Origin of the sequence: Bacillus sp. AR13-1, from assembly GCF_008042285.1 — a bacterium.
In the GTDB taxonomy this organism is placed as follows: domain Bacteria; phylum Bacillota; class Bacilli; order Bacillales; family Bacillaceae_G; genus Bacillus_A; species Bacillus_A mycoides.
In genome coordinates, this window is the sequence record NZ_QNUA01000030.1 from 44632 (window position 1) to 58316 (window position 13685).

The following is a 13685-nucleotide window of genomic DNA, read 5'->3' on the forward strand; positions in this document are numbered from 1 at the left end:
AGCCTGTTTTGTATAGATTAAGATGTATGGATGTATTTTTTATAATTTAAAAATAATAGGAGGAGAAGTGTATGTGTCTGTTCGGTAAGTATTGGAAAAAGTTATCGAGATTGTTTAATAGACAATTAGATTATTTTTTAGATAATAAGTTACTGCCTGCTGTGGAACGACTTTTATTTTCACAAAACTTTGCGAGATTTATTCAAAGAAATTCTAAGCAAGCTACGGAAGAGTTTATAGAATCAAGTCAATTTCAATCTATTATTTGTAACATTTTAAAAGAATGCAATACATCACCTTTTAAGGAAATTGCAAAGCAATATTTAGGTAAAAACGTAGAAATTACTGTGACAGTTGGACAGTTAATAGGTGTTATTGTAGCAGTTGGTGACGATTTCTTAACGCTGCAAGAAGGAATAGGAACTGAAGTTTTATTACCATTTACAAGTATTATATCAATGAAAGAAGTGTAAGAAAGGAGACTTATATATGTTATTTACTGATGAATTGCGTAACCATGTTGGTGAATTAGTGCAAGTTGTGACAGCTGTTGAAATTGTTGCAGGTATTCTTTTATCTGTTACGGACGGGGCAGTAAGTGTTCGTACATCTCCTTCTTATGGACCACCTGAAGATGTACTTGTGCGTATTCCTATTATTGCTTATGTTCGCTTGGAAGGGTAAGAGTGATACAAGTATGAGAATATCAGTTGTTATTCCAGCGCATAATGAAGCAAGTACTTTATCACAAGTTTTAGTAGAAGTGGAGAAGCTGAAGCCGTATGAAATTATTGTAGTAGATAATGGATCGACAGATGGAACGAATGAAGTCGCATTACAGCATAGTTGCCATGTGATTTATTATAAACATTCTCTTGGTAATGATGTAGGAAGGGCAATTGGAGCTAGAGAAGCAAAAGGTGAAATTGTATTGTTTTTAGATGGTGACATCGTTATTGAGAGTAAAGAGCTACAACGTTTCGTGAAAGGAGTTCAGCAAGGGCACCAAATTGTTGTGAATAATTTAACATGGTCTGTTTATTTAAAGATGAGACCACACTATACGACAGTTGGAAAATTCATGTTGAATCGTTATTTGAATAAAAAAGAGCTTGTTGTTGGTTCTTTAATCGCAATTCCACATGCGATGAGTAGGGAAATTATTCAGAATCTTGGGTGGTGGAACTTAGCAGATCCAGCGCTATTTCAAGCGATGGCGATGTCTAGAGGAGTAGATATTGTCGATATGGCTTCGGTTGATGTAATTCATACAAATAAAGTTCGTCCTGTGCATACTGGTACATCACCTGGTTCTCCTTATCCGAAAGCGACTAGTCGCATTATGGGCGATCATTTACGTGCTTTGCAATACGTAATCGAAACATATGGTAAACGTGGCGGTTTTTCGGAGGGAAACAGGGATAGAGAGTTTATAGGGAAGTATAAACCAGTTTTATTACAAAAGGAAAAAGCGAAATACAGTGCTATTATACCCGTATCAGAAGAAAAAATGACTATAAGATCTGTCATACAGGAAGTGAAAAAAGCAGGTGTAGATGAAATTATAGTTGTTGCGAATGGAGCAGATGCCGAGACAATTAAACAAGCAAAGCTAGAGAATGTTATTGTAGTTGAATTCGCGAAGGCACTTGGACATAATGTAGCACGAGCGATAGGGGCTATGCATGCTACGGCAGATATTTGTTTATTTGTTGATGGTGATTTTGCTATACCGGCAAAAAAGCTAATTCCATTTTTGCATGCTATTGAAGACGGAAATGATGTGGCGTTAAATGATTTGCAATGTTTGTTAGATATGTTTCACCCGGCAGATCCAATTAGTATGGGGAAATATTTCGTGAATTTGGTAGCGAAACGACCAGATTTATGGAACAATTCATTAACGGCAGTGCCACATGCTATGCATAAAAAGGTAATAGAGAAAATTGGATATGATTCTCTTATCATTCCACCACTAGCTCAAATGAAAGCTATTTTAGAAGAATGCTCTATTACAGCAGTGGAATTTGTAGATGTTATAAAAACAAATCGAGTACGTCCAGAGCAGCATGGGTTTGTAAATGGACGAATTCCTGCATTCGATCGTATTTTCGGTGATCAGCTTGAGGCGATTGCTTATTTATTACAACATACGAATGAGCGCGGGAGTTTTACAGACGGAGAAAGGGATAGAGATATAATACTACAATTGAGAAGGGAAGAAGAGAATATAGATGAATGCTAGTAGTAAAGTAACCATTATTGGATTAGGATATGTTGGCCTTCCTTTAGCGGTCCTTTTTGCAGAAAGAGGACATGCTGTACTGGGATTAGATAAAGATACTAGGAAGATAGAATCAATAATTAAAGGAGAAAGTTATATTCCTGATGTTTCTTCTAAAGTATTACAAGGCTTAATAAACGAAAGAAGATTAATAGTGAATACACCAGATAAAGGTGTTGCGGATTTTAAGCGTAGCGATTATGTTATTGTGACCGTGCCAACCCCAATTAATGAGCAGAAAGAACCAGATTTAAGTGCCCTCATTTCAGCCTCCCATTATATACAACAAAACCTTCAAAAAGGACAAACCTTCATTTTTGAAAGCTCCACATATCCAGGTACACTGGAGGAAGTTATCATTCCGATTATTTCTCAAACAGGTAAAAAGGTAGGAGAAGATTATTATATTGGGTATTCTCCAGAGCGAATTGATCCAGCGAATAGCCAGTATTCAGTTGAAACAATTCCAAAAGTTATTAGTGGACAAACCGAGCAGTGTAAACAAAAAGTACAGGATTTGTATAGCACTATATTTGATGTAGTCGTTCCAGTTAGCTCTCCGAAAGTGGCCGAGATGTGTAAGCTATTTGAAAATATTCAGCGCTTAGTTAATATTTCATTAGTAAATGAGTTAAATATACTTTGTGAAAGTTTGAATATTAATTTTTATGAGGTGCTTGAAGCGGCATCTACAAAACCGTTTGGATTTACTCCGTATTGGCCAGGACCAGGAATAGGAGGACACTGTATTCCGGTAGATCCTTTATATTTTCAATGGAGAATAAGAAAGGCTGGAGCAATTAGTCAATTAATTGAGGCAGCACATGTAATTAATGAAGAAATGCCAGCGAAAATAATCGGGAAAGTAAAAGGTGTGGTGCAATCACCCGCAACGGTTTTAATAGTAGGGATTGCATATAAGAAAGATGTAAATGATTTGAGAGAATCACCGGCGTTGCCAATTATTCAATTATTAATAAAAGAAGGATACAAGATAGAATATCATGATCCGTATATTTCTACAGCGAAAATTGGAGATACACTATATCAATCTGTTCCATTAGATGAACAAAGAATTAAACAAGCAGATTGTATTTTAATTGTAACGGATCACTCTAGTATCGATTGGAATCTTTTTAAAGGGATTGAGCGATTAATAGATACACGTGGAATCGTAAAGAAGGTGAGTGTATGAGTGAAAAATGTTTAATTACAGGTGGAGCAGGATTTATTGGTTCGCATTTAGCTGAAGAGTTGGTGAAAAGAGGTTATGAAGTTACTATTGTGGATAACTTCTATAAAGGAAAAAATAAATATCATAATGAGTTAATGAAAGAGCTCCGGGTTATTCCAATAAGCGTTTTAGATAAAAATTCAATTTATGAATTAGTGAATCAACATGATGTGGTGTTTCATTTAGCTGCAATTTTGGGAGTCAAAACTACAATGGAAAAAAGTGTAGAGCTTATTGAAACAAATTTCGATGGAACGAGAAATATTTTACAAGCAGCGTTAAAAGGGAAGAAGAAAGTAGTATTTGCATCTACTTCTGAAGTATATGGAAAGGGAGAGCCGCCATTCTCTGAAGAAGGAGATCGTTTATACGGTGCAACTTCCAAAATACGTTGGAGTTATGCAATTTGTAAAACGTTAGAGGAAACATTATGTTTAGGGTACGCATTAGAAGGTTTACCTGTAACGATTGTTCGTTATTTTAATATTTATGGTCCAAGAGCGAAAGATGGTCCGTACGCAGGAGTAATTCCACGATTTATTCGTGCGGCTTTGCAAGGTGACGATATTCTCGTGTATGGAGATGGAAAGCAGACACGCTGCTTTACGTATGTAAGTGATGCGGTCGAGGCAACAATTCGTGCAATGGATGAGAAGGTAAATGGTGAAATTATTAATATAGGTTCTGAGAATGAAAAAAATATAAGGGTAGTAGCGGAAGATATAAAAAAATTAACGAAGTCTATTTCCAAAATTGTGCACGTTCCATTTGAGGAAGTATATCCACATGGATTTGAAGAGATTCCAAATAGAAGACCAGACGTAACGAAATTAAGAGAACTCGTTCAGTTTCAAGCGAAAGTAACGTGGGAACAAGGATTGAAAGAAACTATTAAATGGTTTCGTGAAGAAAACAATGGCTAAGTCGTTATCAGTTATTATTCCCGTATGTAATGAAGTGGATACGATTTCAGATGTGGTTCAATCGGTAAAACCATTGAATCCAGTAGAGATTATTGTAGTAGCAAATGGTTGTAATGATGGTACAGAAGCGATTGCTGAGAGCTTAGGATGTACAGTAATCCAGCATAAAGAGTCACTTGGTAACGACGTTGGACGCGCAGTTGGTGCAAAACATGCGATAGGTGATGTATTACTGTTTGTAGATGGAGATTTTGCTATTCAAACTTCAAAATTACAATTATTCCTTAATCCGATTTTACATGATCAGGCGGATATCGTTTTAAATAATTTGGACGCATTATTTTTAAAGAAACAAAAACCGCACTCCGTGACAGTATGGCGCCAAATATTAAATGCAATGTTAGAGCGTGAAGAATTAAAAATTGATTCTTTATTATCTGTACCTCATGCGCTGACGAAGGAAGTTGTGCAAAGTATTGGAGACGAATGCTTTGTTAATCCTATTGTGGCTCATCTACGCCTAGCACAAAGTAAATGGAGAATTAGTCGTCATTGTGCAATTGACGTTATTACGCCAAATAAATTTCGTCCATTCGAGCATGCTGCATATGGCACGGATCTTTCTCAATCTGAAAAACGAATGATAGGTGATCATATAGAAGCTGTAGCAGAGCGGATATTAGGCAGCGATGGGCGCGGAGGATATTATGATGGAAATAGGAAAAGAGAGAGTGTCTATCATACTCTAAATTTTGAAGATTTTTATCAAGGATGGGGCGTTACATCTAATTTGTATAAAGGAGAGCAATTATCGGTAATTATTCCTGTGCAAAATGAAGAGAAAACAATTGGAAACGTTATAGAAGAGCTTCGCAAAATTGAACCTTTTGAAATCATCGTTGTTGTAAATGGTTCGTCCGATAAAACGGCAACAATTGCAAAAGACAAGGGAGCAACAACAATTGTGTATAAAGAAGCACTTGGAAACGATGTGGGGCGTTCGCTTGGAACTTATTTTGCAAAAGGAGAAATTGTTTTATTTATAGACGGTGACTTTGTTATTCCAGCTAGTGAGCTATATCCCTTTGCAAAAGCTATTGCAGATGGAACGGATGTCGCATTAAATGATTTAAATCATTATTTAGATTTGAGAGTACCACTTCATCTTGTAACAGCATTTAAATATGCATTAAATTTAGCTTGTGATAGAAAAGATTTAGGAGTAGGCTCTCTTATTGCTGTACCTAATGCGTTTAGTCGTACTTGTTTGAAGGAAATAGGGTATAAATCATTATTGTCACCTTGTGTAGCACAAGTGAAAGCTGTACTTTCAGGTTTTGAAATCGCTTGTGTAAGTCGTGTCGATGTTGATAAGATGAACCGTATTCGTCCCAGTGAACATTTCGCAAAAATAGGTCATCCTCCAGCTGTCCTTCGAATTATTGGTGATCATATAGAAGGATTAGAGCAATTAATTGCATTAACAAACAGTCGTGGTGGATTTTACGATGGAAATAGAAAAAGAGATGTTTTATAGTGGTAACAAAAAAAGTGTACAACGTATGTACACTTTTTTGATCTGTTATAAAAACTATAACAGATTAGGAGATAAGAGTATTACAGCTCTACAATGGGTATCGTTCTTATATTACAAAATAGGACTCGTATATAAGAATACCAAAAAAATACAATTAAAGAAAGGGTTAATTCTAAAGAGTTTTATATGAGGTTAACACTATGTATGTAGTAGTTTGCTCAATATTTCACAAACATGTCACAACTATTTCGTCCACTTCCGAAAAAAAGTAGTATTCTAAGTGTGTAAGCTGTTATATAAAAAAACGTAGTCCTGTACTAATCAAAAATGGAGGAGATTAGGATGACTCAAGTATTAGAAAATGTAAAAAGCGCGTGGGAAAACTTTAAAGGTGAAAAATGGAAAGCAGAGATTGATGTTCGCGATTTCATTTTAAATAATGTAAACGTTTACGAGGGAGAAGACTCTTTCTTAGCGGAAGCAACTGAAGCAACGAAACAACTTTGGGATCAAGTAATGGATTTAACAACAAAGGAACGTGAAAACGGTGGCGTTCTTGATATGGATACAAAAATTGTTTCTTCTATTACATCACATGAACCAGGATATTTAAATAAAGATATTGAAAAAGTGGTCGGTTTCCAAACTGATAAACCATTTAAACGTTCTTTACAACCATATGGTGGTATTCGTATGGCAGAACAAGCTTGTGAAGCGTATGGATATGAAATGGATAAAGAACTTAGCAAGATTTTCAGAGACTGGCGTAAAACTCATAATCAAGGTGTATTTGATGCATACACACCAGAAATGAAAGCGGCTCGTAAATCAGGTGTTATTACTGGTCTTCCAGATGCGTATGGACGTGGACGTATTATCGGTGACTATCGCCGCGTAGCGCTATATGGTATAGATCATTTAATTGAAGCGAAAAAAGCTGATTATAATTTAACTGGCGGTGTAATGAGCGAAGATACAATGCGTTTACGTGAAGAATTATCTGAGCAAATGCGTGCACTTCAAGAGTTAAAACAGATGGCTGCTTCTCATGGATTCGATATTTCTAAGCCAGCTACAAATGCACAAGAGGCCTTCCAATGGTTATACTTTGCTTATCTTGCAGCAATTAAAGAGCAAAACGGGGCAGCAATGAGCCTTGGACGTACCTCTACATTCTTAGATGTTTACATTGAAAGAGATTTAGCAAATGGTACTTTAACAGAAGAAAAAGCACAAGAAATTGTTGACCATTTCATTATGAAATTACGTCTTGTGAAATTTGCAAGAACACCTGATTATAATGAACTATTCTCTGGAGATCCAACTTGGGTAACTGAATCTATCGGTGGTATGGCGTTAGACGGTCGTCCGTTAGTAACAAAAAACTCATTCCGTTTCTTGCATACATTAGATAATTTAGGACCAGCACCAGAACCAAACTTAACAGTTCTTTGGTCTAAACAATTACCAGAGAACTTTAAAAACTACTGTGCAAAAATGTCTATTAAAACATCAGCAATTCAATACGAAAATGATGACATTATGCGTGCTGACTACGGTGATGACTACGGTATTGCTTGTTGTGTATCAGCAATGAGAATTGGTAAACAAATGCAGTTCTTCGGAGCACGTGCAAACTTAGCGAAAGCATTACTATATGCGGTTAACGGTGGTAAAGATGAAAAGTCAAAAGCACAAGTTGGTCCTGAATACGCACCAATTACTTCTGAAGTATTAGATTATGAAGAAGTTATGCGTAAATTCGATATGACAATGGAATGGTTAGCTGGTCTATACTTAAATACATTAAATGTAATTCACTATATGCACGATAAATATAGCTATGAACGTATTGAAATGGCACTTCACGATACAAATGTTCTTCGTACAATGGCAACAGGTATCGCTGGATTATCTGTAGTAGCAGACTCTTTAAGTGCAATTAAATATGCACAAGTAAAACCAATTCGTGATGAAAATGGTATTGCAGTTGATTTCGAAATTGAGGGAGATTTCCCTAAATACGGTAACAATGATGATCGTGTAGATGAAATCGCAGTAAATCTTGTGAAAACATTTATGAACAAGATTCGCAAACATAAAACATACCGTAATTCTGTTCATACAATGTCAATCTTAACAATCACATCTAACGTTGTATACGGTAAGAAAACTGGTAACACTCCAGATGGACGTCGTACTGGAGAACCATTTGCACCGGGCGCAAACCCAATGCATGGCCGTGATACAAAAGGTGCATTAGCATCATTATTATCTGTAGCTAAATTACCATATGAAGATGCACAAGATGGTATTTCAAATACATTCTCTATTATTCCAAAAGCACTTGGTAAAGAAGATGATGTACAAGTACGCAACTTAGTATCTATGCTTGATGGATATGCAATAAAAGAAGGACACCACTTAAATATTAACGTATTTAACCGTGAAACATTAATGGATGCAATGGAGCATCCTGAAAAATATCCACAATTAACAATTCGTGTATCTGGTTACGCTGTTAACTTTATTAAATTAACTCGTGAACAACAAATTGATGTAATAAACCGTACAATGCATGAAAGCATGTAAGTGAAAAAAGTGTCCCTCCGCTTTTAATATATAGCGGAGGGAGGCTGTTTCAATAAAGGAGGAAGTAACATGGTAAAAGGAAGAATACATTCTGTAGAGTCTTGTGGTACTGTTGATGGCCCAGGGATTCGTTATGTCATATTTACACAAGGGTGTTTATTACGTTGTCAATATTGTCATAATGCTGATACATGGGAAATCGGTAAAGGTAAAGAAATAACAGTTGAAGAAGTGATGCAGGATGTGACATGTTACCTTCCATTTATTGAAGCTTCTGGAGGTGGTATAACAGTTAGCGGTGGAGAGCCACTATTACAGCTAGACTTCTTAACCCAGTTGTTTAAAAAGTGCAAAGAAGCTGGTATCCATACAACAATCGATTCTTCTGGCGGTTGTTATTCTGAAGAACCAGAATTCCAAAATAAGCTAGATATTTTAATGGAGTATACAGATTTAGTTTTATTGGATTTGAAGCATATTGATTCAAAGAAACATCGTAAATTAACAGGGAAACCAAATGAACACATTTTACAATTTGCTCGTTATTTATCGGATAGAAAGAAACCAATTTGGGTAAGACATGTATTGGTTCCCGGCGTTACCGATGGTGAAGAGGATTTGCAAAAATTATCAAACTTTATTCAAAGTCTATCTAATGTTAAGAAAGTGGAAGTGCTGCCATATCATAAGCTCGGTGTTTATAAATGGGAGGCACTTGGACATAAGTATCCACTTGCGGATGTGAATCCACCGACAGAAGAAAATGTTGAACATGCAAAACATATTTTACAAGCAGTCTAACCTAAACATTTGGTTAGGCTTTTTGTTTCTTCATAATAAAATCTAGAGTATATATTTAGAAAAGAGTATACTGAAAAGGGAATATCCATATTTTTGTAAAGAATAAGCGGAGAAATTTACATAATTGTAAAGGGAAATCAAAATAGTAAAAAGAATTAAGAAGTAAAAGAGTGAGTATTATGGAATATAGAACATTTGTAAGTTATTGCGAAAGCTCTTATAGGAAAGTATAATGTAAAGATATGAGCACAGATAGGATTAAGGGGTCAATCTTATATGCTTTGCATATCCACGACAGATACATAGCTAACAGGAAAGTATTAGAATCCGAGTATGTAGTTTTTAAGGAAAATGTTTTTCCTATTGTCGTATATGCAATATGGAGAAACAAAAAGCTAGGAGTGGATTTGTTTGATAAAAAACCCCAAGGTTTTAATATTAACTGCACATTACGGTAACGGTCATGTGCAAGTGGCAAAAACATTAGAACAAACATTTCGTCAAAAAGGAATCGAAGATGTAATTGTATGCGACTTGTTTGGAGAATCACATCCAGTTATAACCGATATTACAAAATATTTATATTTAAAAAGCTATACGGTAGGAAAAGAATTATATCGTTTGTTTTATTATGGTGTAGAGAAAATTTATGATAAAAAAATAGCATCTTGGTATGCGAATTTTGGGAGAAAGCGTTTGAAGACGCTATTACAGGTGGAGAAACCGGATATTGTTATTAATACCTTTCCAATCATCGCTGTACCAGAATTGAAAAAGCAAATAGGTATTTCTATTCCTGTTTATAACGTATTAACGGATTTTTGCGTGCATAAAATATGGATCCATCGAGAAGTAGATCGTTATTTTGTAGCAACCGATCATGTGAAAAAAGTGATGGTTGATATCGGTGTACCTGCAGAACAAATTGTTGAAACAGGGATTCCGATTCGTAGCAGTTTTGAGCTAAAGATAAATCCAGCAATTATATATAATAAATATCAGTTATGTAAGGATAAAAAGATGTTACTAATTGTAGCAGGTGCTCATGGTGTGCTAGGGAGTGTAAAAGAGCTATGCCAGTCATTTATGTCAGTACCAAACTTACAAGTAGTTGTCGTTTGTGGGAAAAACGAAGCTTTAAAGCAGGATTTAATGGAACTACAGGAACAAGGTTCTGATGCTTTAAAAGTATTTGGTTATGTTGAAAACATTGATGAATTGTTCCGTGTTACTTCTTGTATGATTACGAAGCCAGGTGGTATTACATTAAGCGAAGCAGCTGCATTACAAGTACCTGTCATTTTATATAAACCTGTCCCAGGACAAGAGAATGAAAATGCGTTGTATTTTGAAAAAAAAGGGGCTGCAGTTGTAATTCGTGATGATAGTGAAGTTTTTGCAAAAACAGAGGCGTTATTACAAGATGATATGAAGCTTCTTCAGATGAAAGAAGCAATGAAAAGTATTTATCGTCCTGAGCCAGCTGGTCATATTGTGGATACAATTTTGGCAGAAAATCATGCAGAGCCGAATCATATACCTATTAAATCACCAGTTCTTGCCGAATCTTTTACTTAATATGAAACCCTCTTTTAAGCATTTAAAGAGGGTTTTTTTTATTGTTGTAAAAAAAATAAACGTGAATTATTAACTTATCCCGCTATTTGTGGGCAGTAAGACCCCTACCTCAAAATTCAGCGAAAGCAAAGAAGTTAGGTGGGGATTAACTGCCCGCAAAAGCCCGATTGGTGAGGGCTAATAATCAGTGGGGATAAACAAAACTCCCACTGATTAAAGTTTCACTTTATCCACAAAGGATTACGCTTTCATTAGACAGTAAAATCGGAATATTAACAGCTATATCCACATAATCCACAATTTTTAGAAAATTATCCACAATTCTCACGTTTAGAATTCATTTAAATAAATGAATTCGTAAAATACTTTTGTAATTTATGCACAATTCTACGGTTTTTGTGGATAAGGTTGTCCACAAAAAAGGTTCCTTATAAATAAGGAACCTTTTTTGCTAATTCATTGGAAAATCTTATGTAATGAAACTGAATAATTAGGGGGGAAACCTTCTAATTATTCAGTTTCACTTTAAATACTTTTTGAGCGATAGCCCGCTGCACGATCTGCTTTTCGAAATTCTCGCTGATAGAGAACTTCTTGTGTACTAGATAATGTGTTTTTTGCTTTATCATGTTTCTTTTTATCCATTACAAATCACCTCGTGTCCTAAAGTCACTATCTATCGTTTCCAAAGACATGGGGTGATATACATATATGTCAAACTAGTAATGATTGATTATTATTTCTGAATTTTTAGATTACGCTTCTTTTAATTGGTGTGCTTCTTGGAATGTTGTATCTCGCATTGTTGCAAGTGTATACTGATCTTTTGGAATTTCATATAAATTATATACTTCTTCATGCGCGTTAATTTCATCATAAACGGCTTTTCTTGTTTCGTTTGCTAGATTTACATATTGTAGTTTTTCGGCAGCTTTAATAGACCGAATATTTATTTTACGAATACGCATAAAAATCGTTTCAATATCTAATTCATAGAAAAGTTCGCTAAAAAATGAATCTTTCGCCAATTTATTATATCCTTTACCATGATATGGTTTGCCAAGCCAAGTTCCGAGGAATCCAGCTTTTTCTTGCACATCAAATAAAGTAATTGTGCCGATGGGGTTACCCCATTCATCTAAAATTGTGCGTGAGATTAATTCTCCACGCTCTTCGGCTTCGATTGTTTGTTTCGTTAAAAATAAATATTCTTCATAAGAATAGGCCTTTTGACGCACAAAAGGGAAGACAGCAGGATCCACCATTAATTCGTATAGAACGTGGCTGTCGTGTAAGTCGCGTTTTTTCAACACACTAACTCCTCCTCACACGAGGGTAGCATGACGAAAAAGCACCCACCCTCGAAATTTTTATATCAATCTTTAAAAAATTTCGGGGTGGGAATCGAACCCACTAGAACCAGTTTCTAACGCTGGTGGCGCACCATTTGCCTTCCCCATTCATCAATTTGAAAATGATAATCACGACACAAATTGATTATGGTTTCATTCAGTTTATAATCGTATAATACTGTATCTAGTCAAAAAAATAAACTAGTTTTTTTTATTTTTTTTGTAAATTATTTTTCCGTCAATCATAGTGAGTACAGGCTTGGCTAAATAATGGAAAGGATGATGTGTCCATAACACGAGGTCAGCATCTTTTCCAACATCAATGCTTCCAATTCTATCCTCCAAACGTAAATTTCGAGCTGGGAAAATAGTGATTCCTTCCAACGCTGTTTTCTCATCTAATCCTTCTCTTACTGCAATGGCAGCGCAAACATTTAAATATTGAATTGGTGTATAAGGGTGGTCGGTTGTAATAGAAACTTCTACTCCATTTTTCGATAAAATATGATAAGTATCCCACGTTTTGTTTTTAAGTTCGATTTTCGAACGTCGCGTAAGAGTAGGTCCAACTGAAACTTTTAAATTGTGTTTCGAAAGCTCTTCAACAATAAAGTGTCCTTCTGTACAATGTTCAATACGTAAATCAAGATTGAATTCTGTCGCAAAGCGTAAAGCTGAAGTGATATCATCTGCGCGGTGAGCGTGGATACGTACCGGTATTTCTCGGCGGAGTGCTTTTAAAATAGGTAGCATTCGAAAATCAGCTTCATGCCCGTAGTGTTGTGCGTCATAGAATGATTCACGAAGTAACCCCATAATTCCCATACGTGTTATTGATTCTTTTGTACCGTTACTATGGAACTTTTTAGGGTTTTCTCCAAAGGCAATTTTTAAACCAGCAGGTTCCTGAATAATCATATGATCTATGCAAGTTCCAGCAGTTTTTATTACGCAAGTAGTACCGCCGATAATGTTTTGGCTTCCGGGCATCACGTGAACAGTCGTAACACCATTTTGTACAGCGTCTTGAAATGCAATATCAAAAGGATGAATCCCGTCTAAAGAACGGATATGTGGTGTTGAAACTTCGGATGTTTCATTTGCATCATTACCAGCCCAACCAGTACCTTCATCGTAGAGGCCAAGGTGAGTATGAACATCAATAAATCCAGGCAAGAGATGAAGAGCTCGTGCATCTATAACGGTCATATCCTGAGTAGTATCAATATGAGGTTTGACCGCGGCAATGCGTTCTCCTATAACGAGTACATCTCCTTGAAACTTTTGGGATGTAATAGGATATACAATGGCTTGTTTGAGCAATATTTTCATAGAGACCTCATTTCCGTCACCTTGTAATGTGTAGAATAGGTTTAGACAAAGT

The 13685-nt window shown here is 35.7% G+C and carries 13 protein-coding genes; 10 read left to right on the forward strand and 3 right to left on the reverse strand.

The genetic code is table 11. The annotated features are described in order from the left end of the window. Positions 1-71 precede the first annotated feature (71 nt). The 10 genes from DN408_RS20910 (at position 72) to DN408_RS20955 (ending at position 10949) form a co-directional block, all read left to right on the forward strand. Complete coding sequence (locus DN408_RS20910) at positions 72-473, forward strand: LSm family protein (protein WP_050000840.1); 402 nt, start codon at positions 72-74, stop codon at positions 471-473. Between the two features lie 16 nt (positions 474-489). Beyond that, positions 490-684 (forward strand): LSm family protein, encoded by a 195-nt coding sequence (locus tag DN408_RS20915; protein WP_002029614.1) that lies wholly within the window; start codon positions 490-492, stop codon positions 682-684. Then, on the forward strand, positions 665-2245 hold the full coding sequence (locus tag DN408_RS20920) for a glycosyltransferase family 2 protein (protein ID WP_235712302.1): 1581 nt from the start codon (positions 665-667) through the stop codon (positions 2243-2245). The genes DN408_RS20915 and DN408_RS20920 overlap by 20 nt, the downstream gene beginning before the upstream one ends. Continuing rightward, positions 2235-3479: a nucleotide sugar dehydrogenase gene (locus tag DN408_RS20925; protein ID WP_050000842.1), complete on the forward strand. Its 1245-nt coding sequence runs from the start codon at positions 2235-2237 to the stop codon at positions 3477-3479. The genes DN408_RS20920 and DN408_RS20925 overlap by 11 nt, the downstream gene beginning before the upstream one ends. After that, positions 3476-4441: an NAD-dependent epimerase/dehydratase family protein gene (locus DN408_RS20930; RefSeq protein ID WP_002140285.1), complete on the forward strand. Its 966-nt coding sequence runs from the start codon at positions 3476-3478 to the stop codon at positions 4439-4441. Before DN408_RS20925 ends, DN408_RS20930 begins: the two co-directional genes overlap by 4 nt. Next, on the forward strand, positions 4434-5978 hold the full coding sequence (locus DN408_RS20935; RefSeq protein ID WP_002166984.1) for a glycosyltransferase family 2 protein: 1545 nt from the start codon (positions 4434-4436) through the stop codon (positions 5976-5978). Before DN408_RS20930 ends, DN408_RS20935 begins: the two co-directional genes overlap by 8 nt. Next, positions 5950-6168 (forward strand): hypothetical protein, encoded by a 219-nt coding sequence (locus tag DN408_RS20940; protein ID WP_078178180.1) that lies wholly within the window; start codon positions 5950-5952, stop codon positions 6166-6168. Before DN408_RS20935 ends, DN408_RS20940 begins: the two co-directional genes overlap by 29 nt. A gap of 152 nt (positions 6169-6320) precedes the next feature. Next, a complete protein-coding gene (pflB, locus tag DN408_RS20945) occupies positions 6321-8570 on the forward strand; it encodes a formate C-acetyltransferase (RefSeq protein WP_002029623.1) in 2250 nt (749 codons plus the stop codon). Positions 8571-8639: 69 nt separating this feature from the next. After that, positions 8640-9371: a pyruvate formate-lyase-activating protein gene (gene pflA, locus DN408_RS20950; protein WP_002010313.1), complete on the forward strand. Its 732-nt coding sequence runs from the start codon at positions 8640-8642 to the stop codon at positions 9369-9371. A gap of 411 nt (positions 9372-9782) precedes the next feature. Next, the gene (locus tag DN408_RS20955) at positions 9783-10949 is read left to right on the forward strand and encodes a diglucosyl diacylglycerol synthase (RefSeq protein ID WP_002125051.1); all 1167 of its coding nucleotides are present in this window, start codon (positions 9783-9785) and stop codon (positions 10947-10949) included. A 525-nt stretch (positions 10950-11474) separates the two neighbouring features. On the opposite strand, the gene DN408_RS20960 is transcribed toward DN408_RS20955, so the two are convergent. The 3 genes from DN408_RS20960 to DN408_RS20970 all read right to left on the reverse strand — a co-directional run bounded on the left by DN408_RS20960 (position 11475) and on the right by DN408_RS20970 (position 13633). Continuing rightward, positions 11475-11594 carry a YfhE family protein gene (locus DN408_RS20960; RefSeq protein WP_078178179.1) on the reverse strand — a complete coding sequence of 40 codons (120 nt, stop codon included), beginning with the start codon at positions 11592-11594 and terminating at the stop codon, positions 11475-11477. Positions 11595-11704: 110 nt separating this feature from the next. Beyond that, positions 11705-12262: a GNAT family N-acetyltransferase gene (locus DN408_RS20965; protein WP_002091129.1), complete on the reverse strand. Its 558-nt coding sequence runs from the start codon at positions 12260-12262 to the stop codon at positions 11705-11707. A gap of 240 nt (positions 12263-12502) precedes the next feature. Next, on the reverse strand, positions 12503-13633 hold the full coding sequence (locus tag DN408_RS20970; protein WP_002010318.1) for an amidohydrolase: 1131 nt from the start codon (positions 13631-13633) through the stop codon (positions 12503-12505). Positions 13634-13685 lie beyond the last annotated feature (52 nt).